Source organism: Lentzea sp. NBRC 102530, assembly GCF_030269365.1.
Taxonomy (GTDB): Bacteria; Actinomycetota; Actinomycetes; order Mycobacteriales; family Pseudonocardiaceae; genus Lentzea.
Genome location: NZ_BSTF01000002.1, coordinates 232,011 through 258,728, shown reverse-complemented (window position 1 = coordinate 258,728; position 26,718 = coordinate 232,011). Strand labels below are relative to the sequence as shown.

25 protein-coding genes are annotated in these 26,718 nt (G+C 70.4%); 13 read left to right on the top strand and 12 right to left on the bottom strand.

From position 1 onward, the window contains the following. Positions 1-77: 77 nt before the first annotated feature. From QSK25_RS04725 to QSK25_RS04710, 4 genes are all read left to right on the top strand, one after another. Positions 78-308 carry a hypothetical protein gene (locus QSK25_RS04725; protein ID WP_285633445.1) on the top strand — a complete coding sequence of 77 codons (231 nt, stop codon included), beginning with the start codon at positions 78-80 and terminating at the stop codon, positions 306-308. A gap of 314 nt (positions 309-622) precedes the next feature. Next, positions 623-2,281 carry a glycoside hydrolase family 99 protein gene (locus QSK25_RS04720; protein WP_285633435.1) on the top strand — a complete coding sequence of 553 codons (1,659 nt, stop codon included), beginning with the start codon at positions 623-625 and terminating at the stop codon, positions 2,279-2,281. 43 nt (positions 2,282-2,324) lie between these two features. Further along, on the top strand, positions 2,325-3,404 hold the full coding sequence (locus QSK25_RS04715) for an NAD(P)H-dependent amine dehydrogenase family protein (protein WP_285633432.1): 1,080 nt from the start codon (positions 2,325-2,327) through the stop codon (positions 3,402-3,404). Beyond that, entirely contained in the window at positions 3,401-3,880 is a 480-nt protein-coding gene (locus QSK25_RS04710) for a carboxymuconolactone decarboxylase family protein (RefSeq protein ID WP_285633429.1), read from the top strand. Before QSK25_RS04715 ends, QSK25_RS04710 begins: the two co-directional genes overlap by 4 nt. Before the next feature lie 36 nt (positions 3,881-3,916). On the opposite strand, the gene QSK25_RS04705 is transcribed toward QSK25_RS04710, so the two are convergent. Further along, positions 3,917-5,431 carry a GMC oxidoreductase gene (locus QSK25_RS04705; protein ID WP_502881806.1) on the bottom strand — a complete coding sequence of 505 codons (1,515 nt, stop codon included), beginning with the start codon at positions 5,429-5,431 and terminating at the stop codon, positions 3,917-3,919. Positions 5,432-5,754: 323 nt separating this feature from the next. On the opposite strand from QSK25_RS04705, the gene QSK25_RS04700 reads away from it, so the two are divergent. The 3 genes from QSK25_RS04700 (at position 5,755) to QSK25_RS04690 (ending at position 11,621) form a co-directional block, all read left to right on the top strand. After that, positions 5,755-7,683, top strand: a complete 1,929-nt coding sequence (locus tag QSK25_RS04700) for an FAD-dependent oxidoreductase (protein WP_285633426.1) — start codon at positions 5,755-5,757, stop codon at positions 7,681-7,683. Positions 7,684-7,809: 126 nt separating this feature from the next. Further along, complete coding sequence (locus QSK25_RS04695) at positions 7,810-8,358, top strand: DUF1062 domain-containing protein (RefSeq protein WP_285633423.1); 549 nt, start codon at positions 7,810-7,812, stop codon at positions 8,356-8,358. A gap of 296 nt (positions 8,359-8,654) precedes the next feature. Beyond that, complete coding sequence (locus tag QSK25_RS04690; protein WP_285633420.1) at positions 8,655-11,621, top strand: TIM-barrel domain-containing protein; 2,967 nt, start codon at positions 8,655-8,657, stop codon at positions 11,619-11,621. On the opposite strand, the gene QSK25_RS04685 is transcribed toward QSK25_RS04690, so the two are convergent. Next, positions 11,599-12,300, bottom strand: a complete 702-nt coding sequence (locus tag QSK25_RS04685; RefSeq protein ID WP_285633417.1) for a FadR/GntR family transcriptional regulator — start codon at positions 12,298-12,300, stop codon at positions 11,599-11,601. The two genes, QSK25_RS04690 and QSK25_RS04685, sit on opposite strands and share 23 nt — an antisense overlap. A 140-nt stretch (positions 12,301-12,440) precedes the next feature. On the opposite strand from QSK25_RS04685, the gene QSK25_RS04680 reads away from it, so the two are divergent. The 3 genes from QSK25_RS04680 (at position 12,441) to QSK25_RS04670 (ending at position 16,636) form a co-directional block, all read left to right on the top strand. Beyond that, positions 12,441-13,775 (top strand): SLC13 family permease, encoded by a 1,335-nt coding sequence (locus QSK25_RS04680; protein ID WP_285633414.1) that lies wholly within the window; start codon positions 12,441-12,443, stop codon positions 13,773-13,775. Positions 13,776-13,779: 4 nt separating this feature from the next. Next, complete coding sequence (locus QSK25_RS04675) at positions 13,780-15,186, top strand: acyl-CoA synthetase (RefSeq protein ID WP_285633411.1); 1,407 nt, start codon at positions 13,780-13,782, stop codon at positions 15,184-15,186. Between the two features lie 148 nt (positions 15,187-15,334). After that, entirely contained in the window at positions 15,335-16,636 is a 1,302-nt protein-coding gene (locus QSK25_RS04670; RefSeq protein ID WP_285635219.1) for a carboxyl transferase domain-containing protein, read from the top strand. Here the strand turns inward: QSK25_RS04670 and QSK25_RS04665 are convergent. From QSK25_RS04665 to QSK25_RS04640, 6 genes are read right to left on the bottom strand one after another with little or no spacing between them, the layout of a single operon-like run. Then, the gene (locus QSK25_RS04665; protein ID WP_285633408.1) at positions 16,618-16,782 is read right to left on the bottom strand and encodes a hypothetical protein; all 165 of its coding nucleotides are present in this window, start codon (positions 16,780-16,782) and stop codon (positions 16,618-16,620) included. The two genes, QSK25_RS04670 and QSK25_RS04665, sit on opposite strands and share 19 nt — an antisense overlap. Positions 16,783-16,815: 33 nt before the next feature. Beyond that, positions 16,816-17,103, bottom strand: coding sequence for a hypothetical protein (locus QSK25_RS04660; RefSeq protein WP_285633404.1), 288 nt, complete (start codon positions 17,101-17,103; stop codon positions 16,816-16,818). Further along, on the bottom strand, positions 17,100-18,275 hold the full coding sequence (locus tag QSK25_RS04655) for a cation:proton antiporter (RefSeq protein WP_285633401.1): 1,176 nt from the start codon (positions 18,273-18,275) through the stop codon (positions 17,100-17,102). The genes QSK25_RS04660 and QSK25_RS04655 overlap by 4 nt, the downstream gene beginning before the upstream one ends. A gap of 5 nt (positions 18,276-18,280) precedes the next feature. Then, a complete protein-coding gene (locus tag QSK25_RS04650; RefSeq protein WP_285633398.1) occupies positions 18,281-18,754 on the bottom strand; it encodes a cation:proton antiporter regulatory subunit in 474 nt (157 codons plus the stop codon). 9 nt (positions 18,755-18,763) lie between these two features. Continuing rightward, positions 18,764-19,411, bottom strand: a complete 648-nt coding sequence (locus QSK25_RS04645; RefSeq protein WP_285633395.1) for a response regulator — start codon at positions 19,409-19,411, stop codon at positions 18,764-18,766. Next, a complete protein-coding gene (locus QSK25_RS04640; RefSeq protein WP_285633384.1) occupies positions 19,408-20,394 on the bottom strand; it encodes a HAMP domain-containing sensor histidine kinase in 987 nt (328 codons plus the stop codon). The genes QSK25_RS04645 and QSK25_RS04640 overlap by 4 nt, the downstream gene beginning before the upstream one ends. Positions 20,395-20,633: 239 nt before the next feature. On the opposite strand from QSK25_RS04640, the gene QSK25_RS04635 reads away from it, so the two are divergent. Then, complete coding sequence (locus QSK25_RS04635; RefSeq protein ID WP_285633380.1) at positions 20,634-20,804, top strand: hypothetical protein; 171 nt, start codon at positions 20,634-20,636, stop codon at positions 20,802-20,804. Here the strand turns inward: QSK25_RS04635 and QSK25_RS04630 are convergent. After that, positions 20,782-21,435 carry a winged helix-turn-helix transcriptional regulator gene (locus QSK25_RS04630; RefSeq protein ID WP_285633377.1) on the bottom strand — a complete coding sequence of 218 codons (654 nt, stop codon included), beginning with the start codon at positions 21,433-21,435 and terminating at the stop codon, positions 20,782-20,784. The genes QSK25_RS04635 and QSK25_RS04630 overlap by 23 nt on opposite strands. Before the next feature lie 122 nt (positions 21,436-21,557). Here QSK25_RS04630 and QSK25_RS04625 point away from each other — a divergent pair, with 122 nt between their 5' ends. Next, positions 21,558-22,772, top strand: coding sequence for an MFS transporter (locus tag QSK25_RS04625; RefSeq protein WP_285633374.1), 1,215 nt, complete (start codon positions 21,558-21,560; stop codon positions 22,770-22,772). Here the strand turns inward: QSK25_RS04625 and QSK25_RS04620 are convergent. Next, positions 22,759-23,346 (bottom strand): helix-turn-helix transcriptional regulator, encoded by a 588-nt coding sequence (locus QSK25_RS04620; RefSeq protein ID WP_285633371.1) that lies wholly within the window; start codon positions 23,344-23,346, stop codon positions 22,759-22,761. The genes QSK25_RS04625 and QSK25_RS04620 overlap by 14 nt on opposite strands. 68 nt (positions 23,347-23,414) lie before the next feature. Here QSK25_RS04620 and QSK25_RS04615 point away from each other — a divergent pair, with 68 nt between their 5' ends. Next, positions 23,415-24,371 (top strand): alpha/beta fold hydrolase, encoded by a 957-nt coding sequence (locus QSK25_RS04615; protein WP_285633368.1) that lies wholly within the window; start codon positions 23,415-23,417, stop codon positions 24,369-24,371. Here the strand turns inward: QSK25_RS04615 and QSK25_RS04610 are convergent. Continuing rightward, positions 24,361-25,833 (bottom strand): amidase, encoded by a 1,473-nt coding sequence (locus QSK25_RS04610; protein ID WP_285633366.1) that lies wholly within the window; start codon positions 25,831-25,833, stop codon positions 24,361-24,363. The genes QSK25_RS04615 and QSK25_RS04610 overlap by 11 nt on opposite strands. Positions 25,834-25,837: 4 nt before the next feature. Continuing rightward, positions 25,838-26,710: an alpha/beta fold hydrolase gene (locus QSK25_RS04605; RefSeq protein ID WP_285633363.1), complete on the bottom strand. Its 873-nt coding sequence runs from the start codon at positions 26,708-26,710 to the stop codon at positions 25,838-25,840. Positions 26,711-26,718 lie beyond the last annotated feature (8 nt).

Sequence of the window (26,718 nt, the reverse complement as noted above, 5' to 3'; positions counted from 1 at the left end):
GTTGCCGACACCTGGTACCCCGACTTCCGCACAGTAGCGCACCAGCACAGGTAATGCGTGCGGCGTACGGTCGGCCCATGCCAGAAGACGCAGGTGGCCCGGCACTCGAACCGACGTTGTCCGAATGGCTCAAGGCACGGGAGGAGACCGCCGTCCACCTCGCGGCGGGCTCCGCGCACACCGTCGGCGACGAGTGGGTGCAGCGGCTCTCCGACCTGCTCGCGACCGAGAGGTCGTGGCAGGACCAGTACACCGACCTGGTCGCGCTCGGCAGCCTGGACGGGCGGTTTCCCCCGTCGAGCCGCTGACCCCGCACCGGCTTCGGCCGGCAGCTACACCCGGTCCGCACACCGCTGACTTCTCGCTCTGGGAAACCCGGTGCCGCCTCGCCGCGTCGCGCGCGCTGGACACGCGCGACGCGGCACCGCGAAAGCGTTGCGGCAGAAGCCGAAGGGCGCGATCTCCCTGACCGGCCGGGCTTCCCCCACCAGCTCGACTCCTGCGACACCGTCCTGCTCGTCCACCCTGTCCGGGCACCTAAAAGTTCCGGTCCGTCACCTTCTTGCGTGATCCTGTTCACATCTTGCACTCTGGAGTCGAATCGCCGACAAAGGAGTTCGCGATGTCCCTGTCACGCCGCACACTGCTCAGCACCGCGCTCGCCGTTCCCGCGCTCGGGGTCCTGCCCGCGCCGGGGCGGGCGGCCAGCCCACCCGGCGACGTCGTCGGCAAGATCACCGTCGGGTACCAGGGCTGGTTCGCCTGCCGCGGCGACAACTCCCCGCTCGACGGCTGGTGGCACTGGAACAACGACTGGAGCCGGCCGCCCGCGCCCCCGACCAGCTCGATCGTCGCCTGGCCGGACGTCCGCGACTACGCGCGCACGTACCAGACGGCGTTCGCGAACCTGAACGACGGACGCCCCGCGACGCTGTTCTCCAACTACGACCGCCAGACCGTCGACGTGCACTTCCAGTGGATGCGCGACAACAACATCGACACGGCGGCGTTGCAGCGGTTCGACCCGACCGGCGGTGAGGGCCCGATCCGCGACGCGGTCACCGCGCACGTCCGGCCCGCCGCCGAGGCGACCGGCCGCAAGTTCTACATCATGTACGACGTCACGAACTGGACGAACATGCAGTCGGAGATCAAGACCGACTGGCTCGACAAGATGTCCGCGTACACCTCCTCGCCCGCGTACGCGCGGCAGAACGGCAAGCCCGTCGTCTGCATCTGGGGTTTCGGCTTCAACGACCCCGGCCGGCCGTTCGCGCCGGAGCCCTGCCAGGACGTCATCGACTGGTTCAAGGCGCGCGGCTGCTACGTGATCGGCGGCGTCCCGACGCACTGGCGGCTGGAGATCGAGGACTCGCGGAAGGGTTTCGGCACCGTCTACCGGTCGTTCGACATGATCTCGCCGTGGATGGTCGGCCGGATCGGCACTCCCGCGGACACGGATCGCTTCCACGCCAACGTGAACCTGCCCGACCAGGCCGAGTGCGACGCACGCGGGATCGACTACCAGCCGTGTGTGCTGCCGGGCGACGTCGGCTCGCGGCAACGGTTGCACGGCGACTTCATGTGGCGGCAGTTCTACAACATGGTCCGCCTTGGCGCGCAGGGCATCTACGTCTCGATGTTCGACGAGTTCAACGAGGGCAACCAGATCTGCAAGACCGCCGAGACGCAGTCGGACGTGCCGGCCGGGTCCGGGTACCTGGCGCTGGACGAGGACGGCACCCGCTGCTCGGCCGACTACTACCTGCGCCTGACCGGCGACGGCGGCCGGATGCTCAAGGGTCAGATCGCCCTGACCGCGATCAGGCCCACCCAGCCGTGGCTCGGCGGGCCGCCCGCGCCGGACGTCGACCTGGCCGCCGGGCGGCCGACGACGCAAAGCTCCCAGACCCAGCACTACGGCAGCGGGTTCGCCGTCGACAGCGATCCGCACTCCTACTGGGAGAGCGCGAACAACGCCTTCCCCCAGTGGATCCAGGTCGACCTCGGCACGGCGGCCGCCCTGAAACGCGCGGTCCTCTCGCTCCCGCCGAACCCCGCGTGGGGCAGGCGCACCCAGACCGTGACGATCGAGGGCAGCGCCGACGGTCAGCAGTTCAGTCCGCTCGTCACCCGGGCCGGGTACGTGTTCGACCCCGCCACCGGCAACTCCGCGACGGCCGTCCTCCCCGGAACACAGGTCAGGTACGTGCGGCTCACCTTCACCGGCAACACGGGCTGGCCGGCGGGACAGCTGGCGGGGGTGCGGCTCTACACCTGATGGACCCTTGAAAACTGAAACGTGTTCTAGTTACGCTACTCGCATGATCGCCACGGTGGTGTGGGGTACGGGGAACGTGGGCCGCAGCGCGATACGCGCCGTCGAGGCCCATCCGGCGTTGAAGCTGACGGCCGTGATCGTGCACGACCCGGAGAAGGCCGGCCGGGACGCGGGCGACCTCGCGGGACTGGGCACCGAACTGGGAGTCGCGGCCACCACGGACATCGACGCGGTGCTGGCCACGAGTCCGCGCGCGGTCGTGTACGCGGCCTCCGGCGACATCCGGCCGGACGAGGCCCTCGCCGACATCACCAGGGCGATCAGGGCGGGCGCGGTCGTGGTCACGCCGTCGCTGTACGCGCTCTACGACCACCGCAGCGCACCGCCGGAGTTGCGAGAACCAGTTCTAGCGGCGATCAAGGACGGCGGCGGGTCGTTGTTCGTCTCGGGTGTCGACCCGGGCTGGGGCAACGACGTGCTGCCGTTGATCGTCAGCGGCCTCGGCCACACCATCGACGCCGTGCGCTGCCAGGAGATCTTCGACTACTCGACCTACGACCAGCCCGACGCGGTGCGGTGGCTGATCGGGTTCGGGCAGCCGCTCGACTACCAGGCGCCGATGATCATGCCGACGGTGCCGACCATGATCTGGGGCGGGCAGATCCGGCTGATGGCGCGGGCGCTGGGCGTCGAGATCGAGGAGATCCGCGAGACCGTCGACCGGCGCGCGCTGGACGAGACGGTGACGACGCGGACCATGGGCGAGTTCGAGAAGGGCACACAGGGCGCGATCCGGTTCGAGGTGCAGGGCGTCGTCGGTGGCGAGCCGCTGATCGTGATCGAGCACGTCACCCGCATCCACGCCTCGTGCGCCACGGACTGGCCGATGCCGCCGTCCGGCGACGGCGCGCACAAGGTGATCATCAAGGGGCAGCCGCGCATCGAGGTGTCGGTCGAGGCGGTGGACGAGGGCGAGAACCGGTCCGCGGGCGGCAACGCCACGGCGGTCGGCCGGATCGTGAACGCCATCGACTGGCTCGCCGGCCAGGAACCCGGCCTGTACGACGCGCTCGACGTCCCGTTGCGGCCGGTCGCCGGCAAACTCGGAAGGGGCAGGGCGTGAACATCGACATCCCCGAGGGCAAGGACCCCATCGGGTACGTGTGGGGCGAACTCGTGCCGGGCATCGGCATGGCGGCCGCGACGCTCTCGCTCGCCGTGTACCAGCACACCACGCTGGGGCTGCGCGAGTTCGAGGCGGCGCGGCTGCGGATCGCACAGATCAACGGCTGCATGTTCTGCCTGGACTTCCGCACCGAACGCGACGGCGTGAAGGTCGAGGAGGAGTTCCTCGAGGCGGTGACCCAGTGGCGCACCACCGACGCCCTCGACGACCGGGCGAAGCTGGCCGCGGAGTACGCCGAGCGGTACGCACTGGACCACCACGGTCTCGACGACGAGTTCTGGGCGCGGATGACCCAGCACTACACGCAGGTGGAGATAGTGGAGCTCACGATGAGCGTCGGGGCCTGGCTCGTGTTCGGCAGGTTGAACCGGGTGTTCGGCCTCGACGCGATGTGCGTGCTGCCGAAGTTCTGATCAGGTCCCCAGAGGACTGCCAGAAAGGAGGACTGCTCAGAAGTCGGTGGCGATGATCTTCTCGATGTTCCTCTCGGCCAGCGCCGTGATCGTGACGAACGGGTTCACCACGGTGCTGCCGGGGATCAGCGACCCGTCCATGACGTACAGGCCCGGATACCCCTGCAGGCGGCCGTAGTTGTCGGTCGCCCTGCCGAGGATCGCGCCGCCCAGCGGGTGGTACGTCAGGTGGTCGCCCCAGATCTTGTACACGCCGAAGAGGTCGGTCCGGTAGATCGTCCCCTCCTTCGAGTTGATCTTGTCGAAGATGGACTTCGCGGCGTTGATCGAGACCTCCTTCCACGCCGTCTGCCAGTTCAGCTCGGCCTTGCCCGCGGCGGCGTTCCAGGTGAACGTGCCGCGGTTCGGCGTCTTCGTGATCGACAGGTAGAACGACGCGTAGGTCTCGATCCCGGTCGGCAGCGGTGCCACCTCGGCGAAGGCACCGCCCGCGGCCCAGTTGTCGATGCCCAGCGTCGGGATGGACGACTGCAGCGTGCCGGTCGCGTCCCACATGTGGTTCGCGCGGCCGCACATGACGTTGCCGTTGTCGCCCCAGCCCTTGCCGACCTCGCCGTTCAGGTTCGGCAACGCGCCCGTGGCCTTGAACTTGACCAGGAGCTTGCTGGTGCCGACGCTGCCGGCCGCGAAGAACACCTTCGCCGCGGTGACCTCCTTGACCGTGACCACGTCGCCGGCGGTGTTGAGCTGCTCGATGGTGACCTTGTAGCCACCGGTCGCGGGCCGGACGTCGACGACCCGGTGCAGCGGTGAGATGGTGACGCGGCCGGTCGCCCTGACCTTGCTGAGGTAGGTCTTCTGCAGCGACTTCTTGCCGTGGTTGTTGCCGAACAGGATCTCCCCCGCCAGTGCCGACTTCGGCACCGTCCCGGCGGCCTCCTGCTCCATGTAGTTCCAGTCGTACACGGTGGGCACGAACACGTACGGGAAGTTCGACCGCTGGGCGTGCTTCCGGCCGACCCGCGCGTACTGGTAGGCCGGGGTCGAGTCGAACCAGGCCGCCCTGATCAGGCCGACGCCGAGTTCCGCGTTCGCCCTCGGGTAGTAGGTGTCGTACATCTCGTCGGCGTTCACCATCGGCAGGACGTCGGCGAAGGTCTCCCGCTTGGGCGTGACGGCCATGCCGCCGTTGACGAGCGAGCCGCCGCCGACGCCACGTCCCTGGTAGACGGTGATGCCGGAGAACTCCTCGGCGTCGAGGATGCCCGTGTACTTCGGGATGTTCTTGTCGATCGGGATGCCCAGGAAGTGACTCAGCGGCTGCTTCGTCTTGGTCCGCAACCAGAAGGACCGCTGATCCGGGGTCGTGGTGTTCGCGAAGATCTTCCCGTCCGAGCCGGGGGTGTCCCACGCCATGCCCATCTCGACCATGTGGACGTCGACACCGGCCTGGGCGAGCCGCAGGGCCGTCACGCTTCCGCCGTAGCCGGTGCCGATCACCAGGGCGGGAACGACTGCCGCGTCGGAGATCGAGGCCGCCGCCCGTGCCACCGGAGCGACACCCCCGAGGGCGACTGCCCCAAGAATAGAACCTGTTCCAGCTATGAACGAACGTCGTGAAGGACCTTCAAAACCGTTGTCACACGTCATTGTGTGGGTCATGTGATCTTCCTCACTGTGGGCGCATGAGAACAAGTTATACCGGCGCTTGTAGATCAAGTCACTACCTGGTAGTCCCGGTTCCCTCGGGGAGCGCAGTGCTGGTGACGGCTCTGACGTCGGATTTCGGGGCGCCCGCGGACAACCCGGACGGCGCAGCGCGAGCACACGATCCGGGAATGTTCGGGCACGGATGGTTGCCCGACAATCGAGCGATGCCCTCGGTATCTGGTGGTGATGAGGACGCGAGACCGAGCGTCCTGGTGGTGGGTGCGGGAGTGGCCGGTCTGACCGCAGCGCGGGCGTTGCGCGACCTGGGACACCGGGTCACCGTCCTGGAGGCGCGGGACCGGATCGGCGGCCGGATCTGGACCGACGAGCACGGCGTCGACCTGGGCGCGCACTGGATCCACGGCACCGACGGCAACCCGATCACCGAACTGGTCGAGGACCTCGGGATCCCGTACAGCTACGTGGGCGGGGACAGCGCCTACACCGGCGGGTTCGACAGCCTCGACCTGTTCGGCGCGGACCGGCGGGCGGTGAACCACCGCTACAAGAGCCGGACGCTCGAACTGGCCGACGAGGTGCTGCACGAGCTGGAACGCCGTGCCGCCGTGGCCCGCAAGGCGGAGCACCCGGACATCTCGCTGGGCGAGGCGATGACGGCCGTGCTGGCCGAACGCCGGCTGCCGCCCGAGGACGAACAGGCCGTGCGGTACCACCTGAACGTGATCCTGCGCGAGGACGCGGCGGAGGATCCGGACAAGCTCTCCTTGAAGCACTGGGAAGAGGGCTACCTCGTCTACGGCTACGGCGACAGCACCCTGCACCAGGGCTACCAGTCCGTTGTGGACGCTCTGGCCGACGGGCTCGACGTCCGGCTGGGCCACGTGGTCACGCGCGTCGAGGCCGGGCGGGTGACGACGGACCAGGGCGTGTTCGAGGCGGACAAGGTGCTCGTGACGCTGCCGCTCGGCGTGCTGAAGGCGGGCGCGGTCGAGTTCGTGCCGCCGTTGCCCGAAGCGAAGCGGTCCGCGATCGCCCGGCTCGGGTACGGCACGCTCAACAAGATCGCGCTGCACTACGACGAGCCGTTCTGGCCGCGCGAGCAGTACGTCTTCGGCTACCTGTGCCGCGACACCGACCGCTACCCCACCGTCGTGATCAGCATGTGGAAGTCGCACGGCAAGCCGATCCTGGTGATGCTGCTCGGCGCGTCGCTCGGCCGTGAGGCGGAGACCTGGTCCACAGAGGACGTCACGGCGTACGCCACGTCGGTGGTCGAGGACCTGTTCGGCGAGGACGCGCCGGCACCGGTCAGCACCTCGCGCACGGCCTGGTCGTCAGATCCGTACGCGCTGGGCTCCTACACGTGCATCGGTGTCGGGTCGTCGTCGAAGGACGTCGCGACGCTCGCGGAACCGGTCGGTGACGTCCACTTCGCCGGCGAGGGCACGAATCCGTACCACTGGGGCTGCGTGCACAGCGCGTACGAGAGCGGGCTGCGCGAGGCCGCCCGGATCAGCGGCCACTCCGAGCTCTACACCCCGCCGAGCGCCGGCAAGTCGCGGGCGCAGTCGCGCAACACCGACCGGATGCTGCGGTTCGTGCGGATGCGGATGAACCACATCACCGAACCCGAGCTCACCGAGCGGGTGGCCTGCCTGCGGGAGAGCGTCGACCCCCACGGCGTGCGGTTGTTCGCCGCGCTGGCCGACTCCGAGTTGGAGACGCTCGCGTCGATGTTCGACGAGATTCCCTACACGGCGGGCGACGTGCTGTGCCACGAGGACGACGAGGCGCACGGCGTGTTCCTGGTGGCGTCCGGGCGGATCGAGATCGACTTCGGCGGGATCTACGAACGGGCGGTGCTCGGCCGGGGCGCGCTGCTCGGCCACTACGACCTGTTCTTCAACGCCCGCACCACGTCCGTGACGGCGCTGACCGACGACGTGCTGGTGTTCTACCTCGACCACTACCGCTACCAGAGCTTCCTGTACGCGTTCCCCGACGTGATGATGCTGATGCTCTCGGACCTCGTGACGAGGTGGGAACAGCTGGAGGGCGTTCTCGGCTCGGCGACCCTGCCGAAATCGAGTGGAACGGTGCCGCCCGAGGCCGTTACGTTCCTGCCCGACTGAGTCGTCGAGGCCGGGAGTGCCGTTGTACATCGCGTGAGTCTTCCCAAGCGCTGGTCTTCGTTGCGCGCCGCTCTGTGAGCGGTGCGCTCCCCTTGCTGCGGATTTCTCACCGAACGGTGTCTTCCTGTGCTCATCACCTGGGCCGTCGTGCCCACCCGCCTTCCCGCCGTCCGCCGGCGTTGCCACGTCTGCGCTTCCGACCGGTTCCGGCCGAGCGGCAAGTTCCGCGTCAACGCCAACCACAAGATCCTCGACGCCTGGCTCCTCGTGCTCTGCGAGGGCTGCGGGGACACGGCCAAGCTCACGATCTTCGAACGGGCGCACGTGCGCACCGTGCGGCCGGCGTTGCTGGAACGCCTGCACGTCAACGACGTCACGCTCGTGCCCGAACTGCTGCAGGACCCCGTGGTGCAGCGCCGCAACCACATCTCCCTGGACTGGGAGGGCGCGTGGCGGCTCGACACCGGCGGCTCGGACCACCTCGACCGGGACGTGATCGACGTCGAGGTCCGGTTCGAGGCGAAGATCCCGGTCCGTCCGACGCGGCTGATCGCGGACGCGTGCGGGCTGACGCGGGGTGAGGTCGAACGCCTCGTCGCCGAGGGCGGGGTGGTGTCGGCGGTCCGGCTGACCGGCAGGGTCACCGGCGACTTCACCTTCACCCTCAAGCGCTGACCGAGTTCCGCGCTGCGGCGAGTGCGGCGGTCCGCCCGGAGGGTCGGGCGGGCCGCCGTGCGTCACGGCGTGGAGCTCGGGATGGGAGGCGACGAGTCCGGACGCCCGACTCCGGGGTCGATCGACGGCTGCGGCTGGAGCAAACGTCCTCGCGGCCCGGCGCGGCGTTCACGCATGTGACCTACAGGGTGCTGCGCTGACTGGCCTCTTGATCGCTCCACACCGTCACGCCAGGGTGAGAGGTGTTCACGTTCCTGAACACCTCGGAAGCCGACGGCGTCAGACGAGGAGCACGGATGCGCAAACGCGCGTTAGTCCCCCTGTTAGCCCTACTCACCCTGGGGCTCCCGGCCCCCGCGACCGCCCAGCCGAACGGCACGGTGATCTCCGGGCAGGCCAGGTTCCAGGTCCTCTCCCCCACGCTGATCCGGTCGGAATTCGCCGGGGACCGCCGCTTTGAGGACCAGGCCACTTACAACGTTGTAAACCGCACCTTCCCGCGCACGGCCTACACCTCGCGGGTGTCCGACGGCTGGCTGACGATCACCACGTCGGCTCTCACCCTGCGCTATCGGGTCGGCTCCGGGCCGTTCCGCGCGGACAACCTCGAACTGCGTTCCGGCGGCACGACCGCGTCCCCGTGGCGGCGGGTGGTCTGTGCGACCGGGCAGCTGTGCGAGGCCGAGGACACCGCCCGCGAAGGCCTGCTGGTCGCGGCGGACCACCCCGGGTACTCCGGGTCCGGGTTCGTCGCCGGGTTCTCCTACCGCAACAACGGGATCACGGCGACCGTGCGTGCTTCTGCCGCCGGTCGGCACCGCGTGGTGGTGAAGTACGCGAACGGGCAGGGCGGCGACGGCAAGCACGAGAACCGCACGCTGAGCCTCTCCGTCGACGGTCAGGCTCCCCGGCAGCTCACGTTGCCGGCGACCGCGGACTGGAACGCCTGGCAGCAGGTGTCGGCCGACGTCGACCTGGCCGCGGGCGAGCACCGCGTCGCGTTGACGCGCGGACCGGCCGACTCGGGCAACGTCAACGTCGACAGCCTGGCGTTGCTGAGCGGCGACCAGGGTTATCCCACCGTCCGGACGATCGACGACTGCCGGTTCGGCACGACCTGCGAGGCCGAGAACGGGGCGGTGAGCGGGGCGGCGAAGATCGCGGACGAGCACGCCGGGTTCGCGGGCACCGGGTTCGTCGCCGAACTCGTCGGCGGCACGCGGCTGACCCAGCGGGTGTCGAGCGTCCCCGCCGCCGGCACGTACCCGGTGACGGTGCGGTACGCCAACGGTGTCGGGGGCGACGGCAAGCACGAGCCGAGGACCGTGCTGGTCAACGGGCAGGCGGTCGTGCTGCCCGTGACGGCCGACTGGAAGACGTGGGCCACCGCGACGGCTTCGGTTCCGTTGCCCTCAGGCACTTCCGACCTGACCGTCACGTGCCCGGACGCCGGGTGCCACGTCAACCTCGACACCATCGGCCTCAACAACTCGGTGCAACACCTGGCACTCGGCGGGTACCGGCGTTCGCTCGACGGCTACACGGGCAACAACGGCGATCCTCAGCTCACGCCCGGCCTGCTGTACCGCGACGGCTGGTACCTGCTGGACGACACGCCTTCCGCGCTGCGCAACGGAACTCCGCGCGGGGACCGGGGCGCGCAGCCGTACCAGGACGGGTACGTGTTCGGGTACGGCACGAACCACAAGGCCGCACTGGGTGACCTCGCGACGTTGACCGGCGGCCCGAAGGTGTTGCCGCAGTGGGCTTACGGCGTCTGGTACTCCGAGTACATCGACCGCACGGCCGCCGACTACCGCGACCGGATCCTGCCGGCGTTCCGGCAGCACGGCGTGCCGCTCGACGTGCTCGTGGTCGACACCGACTTCAAGGCGCACAACCTGTGGAACGGCTGGCGCATGGACCAGGCGAAGTTCCCCGACCCGCAGGGGTTCCTGGACTGGGCGCACGGCGAGGGCCTGCACAGCACGTTGAACATCCACCCGAGCATCCAGGGCGACGACCCGGACTTCGCGCAGGCCCAGGCGACCGCGAAGGGCAAGCTGGCGAAGGGTTCCTGCGCGAACTGCTACGTCTTCGACTGGGCCGATCCGGACCAGCTGCGGGCGTACCTGGAGCTGCACCGGAAGATGCCGACGGACTTCTGGTGGCTCGACTGGTGCTGCGACGGCTCGGGGTCGTCGTTGCGCGGCGTCACGCCGGACACGTGGATCAACGAGCAGTACTCCAAGATCGGCGCGTTCGCGTTCTCGCGCGGCTTCGGGTCGTTGCAGGCGGGCGGGTACAGCGGCTCCGGGCCGTTGCCGACGGGGCCGTGGGCGGAGAAGCGCACGACGCTGCACTTCACCGGCGACACCTCGTCGACGTGGGGCACGTTGAAGGCGACCATCGGCTACACCTCGGCCGAGGGCGTGGCGACGGGCATGTCGAACATCAGCCACGACATCGGCGGGCACAACGACACGACCGGGCTGCGCGGGTCGGAGCAGTACCTCGACAACGGGCAGCTGCGGTGGACGACCAAGCTGCCGGACGACCTGTACGCGCGGTGGGTGCAGCTCGGGGCGTTCCAGCCGATCACCCGTCTGCACAGCAACCACGGCGACCGGCTGCCGTGGCAGTACGGACCGGCCGCGCAGGCGTCGGCGACGAAGTTCCTGAACCTGCGCGAACGGCTCGTGCCGTACCTCTACTCGCTGGCGGAGCAGGCCGGGCGGACCGGCGTGCCCATGGTGCGCCCCGCCTACCTGGAGTACCCCGGTTCACCCGAGGCCTACTCCACTGTGGACAGCCAGTTCCTGCTGGGGTCCGACCTGCTGGTCGCGCCGATCACCACGCCCGGCGACGTCGGCTCGACGCGCGTGTGGTTCCCGCCCGGCCAGTGGACCGACTACTTCACCGGCCAGGTGTACCAGGGCAACAGCTGGGCGACGGTCAGCGCGGGTCTCGACACCATGCCGGTGTTCCTGCGTTCGGGCGGGGTGCTGGTCGAGCGGTCGGCCGACGTCGCGCACGACGTGCGGGGCGGACCGTTGACCGTGCACGTGACGGCGGGAGCGACCGGCGAGTTCACCCTGTACGAGGACCAGGGGAAGCGCACCCGGATCGTGCAGGCGCGCGACCACCTGCTCGTGCTGTCGGGGTCCAAGAAGGACTGGACGGTGGTGGTGCACGAGGCCGACGGCTCGACCCGGACGGTGAAGGGGTCGGGCGCGGTGATCAGTCTTCGGGCACCCAGGTGAGCAGGCGGACCTTCGCGACGGTCCGGACGTGCTTGCGCATCGCGGCGGCGGCCTTCTTCCCGTCGCCCGCCGCGATGGCCTCGTAGATCGCCGTGTGCTGCGCCAGTGACCGGGAGGGACGCCCCGGCTGGCGCAGCGACTCGGTGCGGCTCTCGGTGATCTGCCCGGCGATGGTCTTCATGAAGTCGGCCAGCAGGGAACTGTGCGCCGCGGCGGTGACGGCGGCGTGGAAGCGGCGATCCCCTTCCACGCCGTTGTCGCCGTCGGCGATCTCGTCGCGCATGAAGTCGAGGGCCTGCCGGATCGTCTCCAGCTGCTCTTCGGTGCGGCGTTCGGCGGCGAGTTCGGCGAGCTTGGTCTCCAGGGCCTCGCGGGCCTCCAGCACCTCGGGGAGGCGCTCGCGGCGTTCGACGAGCTGCTCGACCGGCTCGACGTCGAGGGTGTCGCGCACCAGGTACGTGCCGCCGCCGTGGCGTGCCTCGACCAGGCCCTGGACCTCCAGGACCACGATCGCCTGCTTGACCGACGCGCGGCTGACGCCGAGGCTCGCCGCCAGGTCGCGTTCGGCGGGCAGCCGGTCGCCCGCCTGAAGCCCGGCCTCAGTGACGTACGCGCGCAGCCGTTCGAGCACCTGCTCGTACAGGCGGGACTTCACCATCGGCCTCAGCGCCTCGGACATAAAGCCAGAATAACCGGTCAAGTGGCTCAGCCACTAGGCCACCTCTTGACAGCTGCTCGACAGTGGGCGGAAAGTGGCTGAGCCACTCGGCCACTGTTGCTCTGGCCGCCACCGGACAGCCCCAACGACGGGAGCCCTGCATGTCCGCCGAACTGATCTCGATACTCGTGCTGGTCGTGGTGTTCGTGATCGCCACGACCAGGTCGATCAACATGGGTGCGCTCGCCTTCGCCGCCGCCTTCGGGGTCGGCACGCTGGTGGCGGACATGAAGACCGACGACATCTTCAAAGGCTTCCCCGGCTCGTTGTTCGTGGTGCTGGTCGGGGTCACGTTCCTGTTCGCCATCGCCCGCGCCAACGGCACCACGGACTGGCTGGTGCACATGGCGATCCGGGCCGTGGGCGGGCGGATCGCGCTGATGCCGTGGGTGATGTTCGCGATCACCGGCGTGCTGACGGCGATCGGCGCGGTCAGCCCCGCGGCCGTCGCCATCGTGGCGCCGATCGCGATGGGGTTCGCGGCCAAGTACCGGATCAACCCGTTGCTGATGGGTGTGATGGTGGTGCACGGCGCGCAGGCAGGCGGGTTCTCGCCGATCAGCATCTACGGCACGATCGTGAACGGCATCGTGGCCAAGGAAGGCCTGCCGGGCAACGAGATCGTGCTGTTCCTGGCCAGTCTGGTGGTGAACCTCCTGATCGCGGCCGTGGTGTTCGTGGTGCTGGGCGGGATGAAACTGGCACGGCAGCCTCTGGGGACGCCCGCGCTGGCACGGACCGGTGCCGGTGACTCGACCGGCGAAAGCCTCACGGGCGGGACCAGCGGCGGAGACGTTCCCGGTGAGAAGAGCGCCGACTCGTCCGATGAGCGCGTGTCGTTGACGGCGCCTCGCCTCGCCACCCTGCTCGGCCTCGCCGCCCTGGTCGTCGCCGCCCTCGTGTTCGACCTCGACGTCGGCCTCGCCGCCATCACGGTCGCCGTGCTGCTGAGCGTCGTGTGGCCGGAGACGTCCAAGCAGGCCATCACCCAGATCACCTGGCCGACCGTCCTGCTGATCTGCGGCATCCTGACCTACGTCGCCGTGCTGCAGACGATGGGCACGATCAAGTGGGCGGGCGACTCGGTCGCCGGTGTCGGTGCTCCGCTCGTCGCGGCGCTGCTGATCTGCTACATCGGCGCGATCGTGTCGGCGTTCGCCTCGTCGGTCGGCATCATGGGCGCGCTCATCCCGCTGGCGGTGCCGTTCCTGTTGCAGGGCGAGGTGAGCGCGGTCGGCCTGATCGCGGCTCTGGCGGTGTCGGCGACGGTGGTCGACGTGAGCCCGTTCTCCACCAACGGCGCCCTGGTGCTGGCCGGTGCGCAGGACGTGGATCGCGACAAGTTCTTCAAGCAGTTGATGGTCTACGGCGGGATCATGGTCGCGGCAGCGCCGCCGCTGGTCTGGCTCGCCCTCGTCGTCCCGGGAATCTGGTGAGTCGATGTTCGCCTTGCAGTCCGACCGCGTCGCCCTCCGCTTCGGCGACCGAAGCCTGACCCACGCCGAACTCGGGTCCTGCGCTCACGCGTTGGCACGGGAACTCGACGGCCTCCCCCGCGTCGCCGTGTGGGCCACCTCGACGATCGAGACGTGCGTGGCCGTCGTGGCCGCGTTGCTCGCCGGAGTGCCCGCCGTGCCGCTCAACCCCAAGGTCGGCGAACGCGAACTGGCGCACATCGTGGCCGACAGCGCACCGGCCCTGGTGCTCGCGGGACCTGGCGTGACGCTGCCCTCCGGCCTGGAGTCGGTGCCGCGCAAGGACGTCACGCTCGAAGGCACCGGTGGTGAGCCGTTCGCGGACCACGGCGACGAGGCACCCGCGCTGATCGTCTACACCTCGGGCACGACCGGCGCGCCCAAGGGGGTCGTGCTGCCGCGCCGCGCGATCGAGTCCACTTTGGACGCGGTGGCGCAGGCCTGGCGGTGGACCCCGGACGACGTGCTGGTGCACGCGCTGCCGCTGTTCCACGTGCACGGCCTGATCCTCGGCGTGCTCGGCCCGCTCCGCCAGGGCGGCACACTCCACCACCTGGGCAAGTTCTCCACGGACGCCGTCGTGGAGGCGTTGAACGGCGACGCCACGATGATGTTCGGCGTCCCGACGATGTACCACCGGATCGCCGAGGAGGTCGGCGACAGCCCTGCGCTCTCTCAGGCGCTCGGCAAGGCGCGGCTGCTGGTGTCGGGCTCGGCCGCGCTGCCCGTCCGCGACCACGAACGCATCGCCGCCGCGACCGGCCAGCGCGTGGTCGAGCGGTACGGCATGACCGAGACGCTGATGAACACCAGCGTCCGCTTCGACGGCGACCGCAGGCCCGGCACCGTCGGCGTGCCGCTGCCGGGCGTCGAGGTGCGGCTCGTCGACGACGCGGGCCTGACGTTGGACGAGGTCGGCGCGGTCGGCGAGATCCAGGTGCGCGGCCGCAACCTGTTCACCGAGTACCTGAACGGGCCGGACGCCACCGCCGAGGCGTTCGCGGACGGCTGGTTCCGCACCGGCGACGTCGGCACGCGCGACGACGACGGCTACTACCGCATCGTCGGCCGCAAGGCCACGGACATCATCAAGAGCGGCGGCTACAAGATCGGCGCGGGCGAGATCGAGAACGCCCTGCTGGAACACCCGTCGGTCCAGGAGGTCGCGGTCACCGGCGAACCCGACGACGACCTGGGCGAGCGGATCGTCGCCTGGGTGGTGCCCGCCGGGGCCGCACCGTCGCCCGACGACCTCGCCGACCACGTCGCCCGGCTGCTCACGCCGCACAAACGGCCTCGGACCGTGCGGTTCGTGGAGTCGTTGCCGCGCAACGACATGGGCAAGGTGATGAAACGTGCCCTGCGGACGTGAGCCGGCGCGAGAGCTGATCGGGAGGGTGGCGTCGGCGTTCGCGGAGCTGCCGGAGGGACCGCCAGGCGAGGCGAGCGGTCCGTTCAAGTCGGCCGGCGACGGCGACCTGGGAGCGGACGGTCCGTTCGGGTCGGGTGGCGACGGCAACCTGAGCGCGGACGGTCCGTTCAGGCCGGCCAGCGACGACAGCCTGGGAGCGAACGGGCCGCTGAACTGGCCGGGTTACGGCGACCAGCTCGCCCGTGCCACCTCCCTCACCGGCGAGCACGAGTCCGTCGTCTGCGGCGTGGCCGACCTCGGCGGCACCACGGCGGTCGTCGTGGCATTCGAGTTCGGCTTCCTCGGCGGCTCGCTGGGCACCCGCACCGGCGCCCGCATCGAGCAGGCCTTCACCCACGCCCGCGAACAAGGCCTCCCCGTCGTCTCCCTGGTCGCCACGGGCGGCAGCCGCATGCAGGAGGGCACCCCCGCCCTGATGCAGCTCACCCGCATCGCCCGCCAGCTCACCCTGACCCGGCGCGCGGGCCTGCCCCACATCGCCGTCCTCCGAGACCCCACCACGGGTGGCGGCTGGGCGACCCTGGGCGCGGGCGCCGACATCGTCCTCGGTGTGAGGGGCGCCCAGGTCGGGTTCGCGGGATCGAGGGTGCGGCCACCGGGTTACTCGGTGACGCAGCAGTTCGCGGCCGGTCTGGTCGACCAGCTGCTGACGCCCGACGAGCTGCCGGCCAGGCTGCACCGCTGGCTCCGCCTGCTCACCACCCCCGGCGACGAGGCACCGGTGCCGCACGCACTGGGTCAGGCCGCGCTCCCGCCCACCGGCTGGGACGCCGTGGTCAACGCCCGCGCGCTCGGCCGGCCGCGCGCGAAGCAGTACCTGGGCGCCTACTTCGACTGGCACGAGCCGGTCAACGGTGACCGGGCCGGAGGTGTCGACCCCGGGGTGCTGTGCGGGTTCGGGCAGCGCGACGGCCGGACGTTCGCCTACGCCGCGCAGTGCGGCACGGCCACGAGACCGGCCGGGTTCCGCACGGCCGCGCGGCTCGTCGAACTCGCGGACCGGCTCGGGGTCCCGGTGCTGACGCTCGTGGACACGCCGGGAGCCGCCAACGACGCGGCGGCCGAGAAGGCCGGGGTGGGGGCGGCGATCGCCGCGTTGTTCACCGCGATCGCCGGCGCGCGCGTGCCGGTGACGACACTGGTGGTCGGGGAGGGCGGGTCCGGGGGTGCGCTGGCGTTCGCGGCGCCGGACCGGATGTGGGTGACGCCGGACAGCTACTTCGCGGTGATCTCGCCCGAGCTCGCGACCGCGATCCTCAAGCGGGATCCGGCGCAGGCCAGGAGGACCGCGGACCAGTTGCGGCTGCGGCCGCAGGACCTGGTCGAGCTGGGGGTGGCCCGTGGGATCGCCCAGCCCGACCGGTCCGCCGATCAGGCGACGGCGATGTAGAGGAACGCCAGCAGCGACGAGGGGACGCAGATCGTGACGAGCCCGACGACGCCGTAGAACGGTTCCTTCTTCTGCACCATCGCGGCCAGCGCGCCGACGCCGACGATCACGGACGAAACGAGCAGCACAAGTACGACGTACGACATGACGAGGTCCTCAAGGGTCAGGGGAAGGTGGAGTCAGGCGATCGCCGCGAACGGCGGTGCCCGGCTCGACCACTGACCCGCGGAGGTCTCGTCCACGCTCTCCGCGCACGCCACCTCGGCGGAGGGAGGCGCGGCCGGCGGGCGGGCGTCGCCAGAAGCTCCGACCAGGGCCCAGCACGCGTCCGGGGAGCCCGTCGTGTGCACGTGCACCGCCGAGACCGGGGCGTCGATCCCCGATCCCGGCTGGTCGGCCGCCGTGTCGCGGGCGCTCGTCCCGACGAACGCCAGCAACACCGCCAGCAGGAGTGCCGGCCACCTCATCCAGTCGCTGCCCGCCTGCGCAGGAAGAACTCGCCGACCGGTTCAACGTAGCGCGCCGCGATCGGGCCGATGATCGCCATCAGCAGCACGTACGCGGTCGCCAGAGCGGCCAGTTGTTCGTTGACGTGCCCGGACGCGACCGCGAGGCCGGCGATGACGATCGAGAACTCGCCTCGTGCCACCAGGGCGGCACCGGTCCTGGCTCTTCCCATCGGCCCGATGCCCTGTCTGCGGGCGGCCCACCAGCCCGTGGCGACCTTCGTCAGCGTGGTGATGACCGCGAGCACGACCGCCATGAACAGCACCGGCGGGATCGTGCGCGGGTCGGTGTTCAGGCCGAACACCACGAAGAACATCGCGGCGAACAGGTCGCGCAACGGTTCCAGCAGGCGGGTGGCGTTCTCGGCGGTGGAACCGGAGATCGCGATGCCGAGCAGGAACGCGCCGACGGCGGCGGACACCTGGAGTTCGGAGGCGATGCCGGCGACCAGCAGCGCGGAACCGAGGAGTTTGAGCAGGAACACCTCGTGGTCCGGGCTGTCCACGATGGCCGAGATGACCCGGCCGTACTTCAACGCCACCACGAGCACGATGGTGATCGCGAGCAACGAGATGCCGACCGAGGTGAGTCCGCCCCAGAAGCTCACGCCCGCGAGCACGGCGGTGAGCACCGGCAGGTAGACGGCCATCGCCAGGTCCTCGAACACCAGCACCGAGAGGATCACCGGCGTCTCGCGGTTGCCGAGCCGGCCCAGATCCCCCAGGACCTTCGCGATGATGCCGGACGACGAGATGTACGTGACGCCCGCCATCGCCAGTGCGCCGACGGGTCCCCAGCCGAGCAGCAGCGCGACGATCGCGCCGGGTGCCGCGTTGAGCACGATGTCGAGCAGACCGGCCATCCACGACTTCTTCAGGCCGGTCGTCAGTTCGGACGCCGAGTACTCGAGGCCCAGCAACAACAGCAGCAGCACCACGCCGATCTCGCTGGCGAGGTGGGTGAACTCCTCGATGCCGTGCAACGGGATCAGCCCGCCGGAGCCGAACGCGAGGCCGCCGACGAGGTACAGCGGGATCGGCGAGATGCCGAATCTCCAGGCCACGCGGCCGAGCAGGCCCAGTCCGAAGAAGACCGCACCCAGTTGGATCAGCGCGATCGTTGTGTCGTGCACTGTGGTCAGCCGCCCGTCAGGATGTCCGCGGCGGCATCGAGACCGTCCGCGGTGCCGACGACGACCGCGAGATCGCCGTTCTCGAACTGGAAGTCGGGGCCCGGCGAGGGGTGCGCGGTGCCCGCCCGCACGACCGCGACGATCGACGCGCCGGTGCGCGTGCGCAGCGCGGTGTCGCCGAGCGTGCGGAGGGCGAACGCCGTGACGGGCAGCTGCCTGGTCGTGATGCCGGCGATGTCGCGGTGCTGCCGGTCGAGCTGCGAGACGAGCTGCGGCGCCCCGAGCAGCCCGGCGAGCGTGCCCGCCTCCTCCGGCGCGAGCGGGATCGACGCGGCGGTGGCGTCCGGGTCGTCCTGTTTGGACAGGATCAGCTCGAACTTGCCGTCGCGGTAGGAGATCACGCCGATCCGGCGGCCAGAACGGATGGAGAAGTCCTGCCTGACCCCTATGCCGGGCAGGGGCGTCACTTCGACGTTCACTCGTGGTTCCTAGGGTTCGATGAGCCCGGCGCGGATCGCGTACCGGGTGAGTTCGAGGCGGTCCTTGAGCCCGAGTTTCTGCAGCAGGTTGGCCCGGTGCCGCTCGACGGTCTTGACGCTGATCACGAGCATGTCCGCGATCTCCTTGGAGGAGTGGCCCTCCGCGACCAGCTTGAGGATCTCCTCCTCGCGATCGGTGATCGCCTTGGCCGGGAACCCGTTGCCCTCCTTGGCGCGGTCCAGGTAGTTGCGGATCAGCGAGTTCACCGCGCCGGGGTAGAGGAACGGCTCGCCGCGCATCGCGCTGCGGCACGCCTCCACCAGGTCCCGGTCCGCCACCGACTTCAGCACGTACCCCGACGCGCCCGCCTTGAGCGCCTCGAAGAAGTACTGCTCGTTGTCGTACATCGTGAGGATGAGGATCCGCAGGTCCGGCAGCAGCCGGGACAGCTCGCGCGCGGCCTGCAAACCGGTGAGCCGGGGCATGGCGATGTCGAGGATCGCGAGGTCGGGCTGGTCCTTGCGGGCCATGCTGATCGCCTCGGCGCCGTCGCCCGCCTCCCCGATCACCTCGAGGTCGGGTTCGTTGTCGAGGATCATCCTCACGCCGCGGCGGACGAGCGCGTGGTCGTCCGCGAGCAGGATGCGCACGCTCATTCGCTCTCCCCCTTGGCCTTCACCACGAGCCTGACCTCGGTCCCGCCGCCGGGCGCCCGGCCCACCGACAGGTCCGCGCTGATGAGCAACGCCCGCTCCCGCATCCCCCTGATGCCCGCGCCCTCCTGGTTGGTGCCGATCCCCCGGCCGTCGTCCCGGATGCGCAGCTCCACTTCGGACGGTCGCGCGGTGAGGCTCACCACGGCCGCGTCGGCGTTGGCGTGCCGCACGGTGTTGGTCAGCCCTTCCTGCGCGACGCGGTAGACCACGAGCTCGGTCTCGGCGTCGAGCGCGGGCAGGTTCTTGTCGAACGACCGCTTGATCGCGAGCCCGGTGGGTTCGGAGATCTCGTTGGTGAGGGCCTTGAGCGCGCTGACCAGTCCCAGCTCCTCCAGCACGCCGGGCCGCAGCCGCCGCGCGATCCGCCGGATCTCGTCGAGCGTGCTGCGCGTCGTCTCCTGCACGACGAGCAGCTCCTCGCGGGTCTCCTGCGGCGACTGGTCGGCCACCCGCTTGAGGCTCAGCAGCACGGCCGTCAGCGACTGCCCCACCTCGTCGTGCAGCTCCTGCGCGACGCGCCGCCGTTCGGACTCCTGCGCGGACAACGCGATCGCGGAGCTGTAGCCGCGCTCGGCCTCCAGCCGGTCGATCATGCTGTTGAACGTGGTGATCAGCTCGGCGATCTCGCCGTGCCCGGTGGCCTGCAACCGAGGCCCCGGCTTGAGCAGGTCGATGGTGGTCATCGCCCGGGTCAACCGCCCGAGCGGCGCGAGCCCGACCCGGATCAGCGCGGCGTTGGCGATCAGCATCACCGCCAGCCCCGCCGCCAGCACGAGCATCTCGCGCGACAACGCGGGCGTGGACACCGTGGCCGGCCCGAACACCAGCAGAGCGGCCGCCACGACCAGGACCAGGGCGTTGAGCAGGAAGATCCGCCCGAACAACGACACACGAGCCGCCTCTCCGTGATCACTTCCCGCCACGCCTGCGAGGCTGACGGGCGGGGGCGCCACCTGTCCATCCGTGGCAACACCCATGTTCGCGGGGCGGCGGCATGCGCGCCGGTCGGCGGGCCGCGGCAGGGGCGGGGGTGGCGACACTCACGACCGCGCGGCGGGGTGGGCGTCTCCCCCATGCGGACTTGGGTGCCGCGACCGATCGCCAAACCGGACATATCGGATGCAGGGTGGAGGTGACGCCCTCAAGCCCCCGGAGGCGCCCGATGAAGACCGTCCCGAAGACCGCCACCAAGTCCCCCGCGCGCACCTGGCCGTGGCACGTGATCGCGCTCGCGCTGGTCGCGGCAGGCCTGCTCGTACCGCACGCCCTGCTCGTCGCCGCCGGACTGATCCTGGCGGGCTCGGTGGCCCTCAGGCCGCGCGCGGAGCGGTGAAGACGCGCAGGAACGTGTCCAGCAGCTTGCGGCGGCCACCCAGTTCGACGGCCCCCTCGCGGATCGCGTGCACGACCGCGCGGAACGACGGCAGCGCGTCCTCGTCGAGCTGAGGCGTGATCACCAGGTCCGGCTCGACCGGCGACTCACCGAGGCCGGTCGTCAGCGCGCCGTCGGTGATCACGACGTGGACGACGGCGTCGCGCACGTGGATCTCCCAGGCCGCCGTCAGGTCCACCGCCTGCTCGGGCCGGAACGCCGCGCGCATGTTCAGCGCCATGCCCTCCGGCGTCACCCGGTCACCCGGCTGCGGCTCACCCAGCTGCGTCGCGCCCCAGCGGGCCAGCGACAGCAGCGCGGGCTCGAGCGAGCGGCCCACCTCGGTGAGCGCGTAGACGACTCCCCTGGCCGGCGCGGGCGCCACCCGGCGTTCGACGAGGCCCGCCTGCTCCAGCTCCTTCAGGCGCGTGGCCAGCACGTTCGTCGGGATTCCCGCGAGACCCGTCTGGAGTTCGGTGTAGCGGTGCGGGCGCACCAGCAGGTTGCGCACGATCAGCAACGCCCACCGCTCGCCCACCAGTTCCAGGGCGCGGGCGAGGCCGCAGTACTGACCGAAGTCGCGTCGCTTCACAACACTGATCGTAGCGCGCTTGCTTGAACGTATCCAGCTGCGCGATGCAGAGCACACTTGCAAAAACGAAGTGAACCGGCCTACCGTCGTCGCATTGCCCGCTCCCCAGCGAAGGAAGTGCGATGACCGCACTGCTCGACCGTCCCGCCACGACCGCGCGGCGGCCTCTCCTGTCCCGCGGCGCCGGCTTCGCGGGCATCTCGGCGGCGATGGTGGCGATCCTCGTCGCGGCCGGCGCACCGACCCCGTTGCTGCCCGTCTACCAGCACGAATGGGGCTTCGCGCCCTGGGTGCTGACGCTCGCGTTCGGCATCTACGCGTTCTCGCTGCTGGTGTCGATCCTGGTGATCGGGTCGCTGTCGGACCACGTGGGACGGCGGCCGCTGATGATCGCGGCGCTCGGCGTCGACCTCGTGGCGATGCTGATGTTCCTGTTCGCGCCGTCGATCGGCTGGGTCATCGCCGCCAGGGTCGTGCAGGGCGTGGCGACCGGTGCCGCGTCGGCCGCCCTGAGCGCGGCGGTCGTGGAACTCGCGCCGGAGAGGTTCAAGAAACTCGGCGCGCAGATGACCAGCATGGCGCCGCTCGGCGGGCTGGCGATCGGCGCGCTGTTCGCGGGTGTGCTGGCCGAGTTCTCCTCGAACGCGGCCTTCGACGTGTGGCTCGTGCTCGCCGTGGTCATGGCCGCCGGCACGCTCTTCGCCGTCTTCACGCCCGAGACCGCGACGCGCAAGCCGGGCGCGATCGCGTCGCTCAACCCCCGCCTGAAGTTGCCGGTCCAGGTGCGCAGGCTCTACTGGACGACGGTGCCCGGCATCGTCGGCGGGTTCATGACGATGACGGCGTTCATGGGACTCGTGCCCGCGCTGCTGGTCGCGGTGTTCGCGGTGAAGAGCCCGATCGTGGGGTCACTGCTGGCCTTCGTCGCGCTCGGAGCGTCCACCGTGGCCTCCGCGTTCACCAGCCGGTACCGGCCGCCGTTGCTGCGCACGGCCGGCATCGGGGCGATGGTCGTGGGTGCGGTGCTGTTCATCGGCAGCATCGGCGCCACCTCGCTGCCGTTGCTGTGGGCGTCGGCGATCGTCGGCGGCGCGGGGATCGGCGCGTCGTTCGCCGGCACCACCCGCGGGCTCGTGCCCGAGGTCGCGCCGCACGAGCGGGCGGCGTTGTTCACGGCGATCTTCTTCGTCGGCTACCTCGCGATGGGCAGCGCGGCGATCGTCGCGGGCCTGTTCGTCGGCGTGGTCGGCGCGGCCTCGATGGCCGTCGGCTACGGGGTGGTCCTCGCGGTGATCACGCTGGTCGGCCTGCTCGCGACCCGCTTCAGCCGGGCGTGACCCCGTCGGCCTGGACGTGCGCGCGCACCCCCTGGGGGTCGAACAGGATCAGCAGTTCGACCGCGCCGCCGTCCGCGCTGCCGAGCCAGTGCGGTTTCCCGGTGTCGAACTCGGCGGCCTCGCCCGGCGGCAACGTCAGGTCGAGGTCGTCGAGCACCAGCCGCAACCGTCCGTTCAGGACGTAGAGCCACTCGAACCCGTCGTGCGTCTTCAACGCCGGTTCCAGCGGTTCGGGCACGGCCGGGATGAGCATCTTGAACGACTGCACGCCACCCGGCCGTCGCGACAACGGCACGAACGTCATGCCGTACTTGTGGATCGGCTTCAGGTGGATGCGCGGGTCACCGGTGCGCGGGGCGCCGACGAGGTCGTCCAGCGGCACGTCGTACACGCGCGACAACGGCAGCAGCAGTTCCAGCGTCGCCCGCCGCTGCCCGCTCTCCAGCCGCGACAGCGTGCTCTCCGAGATCCCGGTGGTCGTCGCGAGGTCGGCGAGGGTGATGCCGCGGTGCCGCCGCAACGTCCGCAGCCGCGCGCCCACCCCGTCGAGGACCTCTTCGGTTTCGCGGTTCATGACCGGCCATCTTGCCACGACGGCAAGTTTTCGTGCCAGTTCTGGCAATCACACGCCAAGCTCGAAGCATGAAACGCCTCACAGTCGCGCTGTTGCTCCTGATCACCGCCTGTTCCGCCCCTGCCGCCGACGTCCCCGCCCATGCCGCCGTCACCCAGCACGACCCGGCCTTCCAGCGGACGTTCCGGCACGAGTTCGCCGACGTCGACGGGGTGAAGATGCACTACGTCACCGGCGGCAGCGGCAGCCCGGTCGTGCTGCTGCACGGCTGGCCGCAGACCTGGTACGGCTGGTGGCCGATCATGCCCGCGCTCGCCGAACGCCACACCGTCTACGCCCTCGACCTGCCCGGACTCGGCGACAGCACCGGTACGCCGAAGGGTTTCGACAAGGCCACGCTCGCGAGGTACGTGCACGGGCTGACCAGCCAGCTGGGCATCGAGAACGCCTCGATCGTCGGCCACGACCTGGGCGCCGCCGTCGCGTTCCAGTACGCGAGCCAGTTCCCCGAGGACACCGCCCGCCTCGGTTACCTCGACCTGCCGTTGCCCGGCCCGGCGATCGACGCGCGCACGTACCGGAGCCTGAGCTGGCACATCGCGTTCCACTCGCAGCCGCAGGTGCCCGAGGCGGTCGTGCAGAACGACGTGCGGGAGTACCTGAACCTCTTCTACCCGCAGGTGTCCTACCAGGGCAGCGCGTTCGGCGGCACGTCCACGAAGTCCCCGTTCACCGACCAGGAGATCGACGAGTACGCCCGCACCTACGGCAGGACGCTGTCCAACGGCTTCGGCCTGTACCGCGCGCTCGACCAGGACGTCCGGGACACCGTGGCCGCCCGGCCCGTGCAGGACCCGACGCTGGTGCTGGCCGCGGAGGGCCAGGCGCAGGCGATCAGGGGCACGATCGCACCGCGCGTCCCGAACATCGTCGCCGCGCTCGACGTCCCGAACGCGGGCCACTGGCTCGTCGAGGAGAACCCGCGGTTCGTGACCGCCGAACTGCTCGAGTTCCTCAGTTCATGACCGGCAGCCGATCGGCCCACGGCGCGGCTTCCTCGAGCTGCGCCGCGAGCTTGATCAGCACCGCCTCCCCCGCCAGCGGCGCCACGAACTGCACGCCGAGCGGCAGCCCGTCCGCCGTCCAGTGCAGCGGCAACGACAGCGCGGGACGGCCCGTGATGTTCGCGAGCTGCGTGTAGGGCACCCAGCCGAGGTTGTCCCTGATCATGTCCTCGACGATCGGCGTGTGCTTGAGGAACCGGGCGGTGCCGGTCTTGAGCAGCACGTCGGTCGCCCGTTGCAGCGACACCGGCAGGTCGAACTGGCCGACCTTCGGCGGCGGGGTCGCGAGCGTCGGGGTCAGCAGCAGGTCGAACGACTCGAAGTAGGTGCTGAGCCGGCGGGTGTGCTCGTGCCGGCGCTGCACCGCGTCCACGTAGTCGACGCTGCTCGTGGCCCGTCCCAGCGCGGCCATGAGCAGCGTGTCGCGTTCGAACGCGAGGTCGGGCGCCCCGGTCAGCCGTTTGGCGTCGGCGACCTTCCAGGCGAGGTTCACGAACCACGTCAGCAGGAAGTCCTTGGCCAGCGCCGCGTCGTCGAACGGCGCCTCCGGCAGTTCCTCGACGTGGTGGCCGAGGTCGGTGAGGGTCTTCACCGCCGACGCGACGGCGGCGACCGCCTCGGGGTGCGGGTCGGGGTTGATCGCGGACGGCACGCGCACGCCGATCCGCAGCCTGCCGGGCGTCTGGCCGACGTAGGACGCGAACGCCTCCGGGGGCAGCGCGGGCGAGTACGGCCCGCCCGGTTCGCCGCCGCAGATCACGTCGAGCATCGCCGCGGTGTCGCGGACCGTGCGCGAGACGACGCCCTGCACCGCCGCGCCGTGCATCATCTCGGCGGTCTCCGGGCCGAACGGCGTGAGGCCGCGGCCGGGCTTCAACCCGACGAGACCGCAGCAGGCGGCCGGGATGCGGGTCGAACCGCCGCCGTCGTTGGCCCCGGCGCACGGCACGATCCCGGCGGCGACCGCGGCGGCCGAACCGCCCGACGAACCACCGGGGGTGCGTTCGAGGTCCCACGGGTTGCGCGCCGGACCCCACGTGGTGGACTCGCTGATCGCCTTCGCGCCGAACTCCGGCAGGTTGGTCTTGCCGAAGATCACCAGACCGGCGTCGAGCCAGCGCTGGACCACGGTGGAGTGCGCGGAGACGTTGTGCGCCTTGAGCGAGCGCGACCCGTTCGAGGTCGGCAGGCCCGCGTAGTCCTGGCCCAGGTCCTTGATCAGGAACGGCACGCCCGCGAACGGGCCGGTGAGGTCGTCGCGCGGGTCGGCGGGCACGTCCCGGACGATCGCGTTGAGGCGCGGGTTCACCGCGGCGGCGCGCTCCCGTGCCACGGCGAGCAGTTCCGCCGCGGACACCTGCTTCTCGGCGACGAGCCGGGCGAGCCCGGTGGCGTCGTACTGGCGGTACTCGTCGAAGTCCACGCGCTCAAGGTAGCTGTTCGGCCACCCCGAAAATGGTTTCCCGGACGATCTCCGGCGATTCCTGCGGGATGAGGTGCCCGGCGCGTTCGACGACGACCATCTCGCCGCGCGGCGCGGCGTCCATCAGGTCCTGCGTGTGCTGGTTGAACAGCGGGCGCCACTTCGTCATGCCGCGCTCGACCAGTCCGGCCTGGAGGCTGACGACCGGGACGTCCGGGGTGCCCTTCGCCTGCACGCGGCGCAGCACCGGCAGTGCCGCGGCGATCTGCGCGGCCTCCCGGCTGCCCGCCCTCATCGCGCGCGGGTTGGCGTGGTCGCGGGTCATGATCTCCACGTCGGCCGCGGAGATCTCGGGCGCGACACCGTTGCGGAAGGTCTGCCTCTTGATCAGCCCCTTGCCCCCGAACCTCGCGACGAGCCCCATGAAAGCGAAGAACCGCGCCGCCACCTTGGCGTTGCGGGTGGCCATGACCTCGGCGAGGGTCGCGTCCACGAACACCATCCCGGCGACGCGGTCCGGGTGGCGGTCGGCGAACACGCGGATGATCGGGCCGCCCCAGCTGTGCCCGACGAGCACGACGGGGTCGGTCTCGTGGATCGCGTCGAGCACCGCCGTCAGGTCGTCCACGATGCGGTCGAGCGTGCGGTCGTGCGGGTCGGGGTCGCTGCCGACGTACCCCGCGCGGTCGTAGGACAACGTGCGGTAGCGCGCGCTCACCTCGCGTTGCGTGTGGATCCAGGACGAGGCGGGCGCGCTCATCCCCGCCTCGAAGACGATCAACGGTCCTGGTGCCCGTCCGGCCCGGACGGTGCGGATGGCGCGGCCGTCGGGCAGCGTGACGGTCTGCTCGGTCAGGCCGAGTCCGGGATCGGGCATCGCGGGCG

Bases quoted from the DNA above. Each gene is read 5' to 3' on its own strand.
- QSK25_RS04725 (WP_285633445.1), top strand. From the start codon at position 78: ATGCCAGAAGACGCAGGTGGCCCGGCACTCGAACCGACGTTGTCCGAA.
- QSK25_RS04720 (WP_285633435.1), top strand. From the start codon at position 623: ATGTCCCTGTCACGCCGCACACTGCTCAGCACCGCGCTCGCCGTTCCC.
- QSK25_RS04715 (WP_285633432.1), top strand. From the start codon at position 2,325: ATGATCGCCACGGTGGTGTGGGGTACGGGGAACGTGGGCCGCAGCGCG.
- QSK25_RS04700 (WP_285633426.1), top strand. From the start codon at position 5,755: ATGCCCTCGGTATCTGGTGGTGATGAGGACGCGAGACCGAGCGTCCTG.
- QSK25_RS04690 (WP_285633420.1), top strand. From the start codon at position 8,655: ATGCGCAAACGCGCGTTAGTCCCCCTGTTAGCCCTACTCACCCTGGGG.
- QSK25_RS04685 (WP_285633417.1), bottom strand. From the start codon at position 12,300: ATGTCCGAGGCGCTGAGGCCGATGGTGAAGTCCCGCCTGTACGAGCAG.
- QSK25_RS04680 (WP_285633414.1), top strand. From the start codon at position 12,441: ATGTCCGCCGAACTGATCTCGATACTCGTGCTGGTCGTGGTGTTCGTG.
- QSK25_RS04675 (WP_285633411.1), top strand. From the start codon at position 13,780: ATGTTCGCCTTGCAGTCCGACCGCGTCGCCCTCCGCTTCGGCGACCGA.
- QSK25_RS04665 (WP_285633408.1), bottom strand. From the start codon at position 16,782: ATGTCGTACGTCGTACTTGTGCTGCTCGTTTCGTCCGTGATCGTCGGC.
- QSK25_RS04660 (WP_285633404.1), bottom strand. From the start codon at position 17,103: ATGAGGTGGCCGGCACTCCTGCTGGCGGTGTTGCTGGCGTTCGTCGGG.
- QSK25_RS04645 (WP_285633395.1), bottom strand. From the start codon at position 19,411: ATGAGCGTGCGCATCCTGCTCGCGGACGACCACGCGCTCGTCCGCCGC.
- QSK25_RS04635 (WP_285633380.1), top strand. From the start codon at position 20,634: ATGAAGACCGTCCCGAAGACCGCCACCAAGTCCCCCGCGCGCACCTGG.
- QSK25_RS04625 (WP_285633374.1), top strand. From the start codon at position 21,558: ATGACCGCACTGCTCGACCGTCCCGCCACGACCGCGCGGCGGCCTCTC.
- QSK25_RS04620 (WP_285633371.1), bottom strand. From the start codon at position 23,346: ATGAACCGCGAAACCGAAGAGGTCCTCGACGGGGTGGGCGCGCGGCTG.
- QSK25_RS04615 (WP_285633368.1), top strand. From the start codon at position 23,415: ATGAAACGCCTCACAGTCGCGCTGTTGCTCCTGATCACCGCCTGTTCC.
- QSK25_RS04605 (WP_285633363.1), bottom strand. From the start codon at position 26,710: ATGCCCGATCCCGGACTCGGCCTGACCGAGCAGACCGTCACGCTGCCC.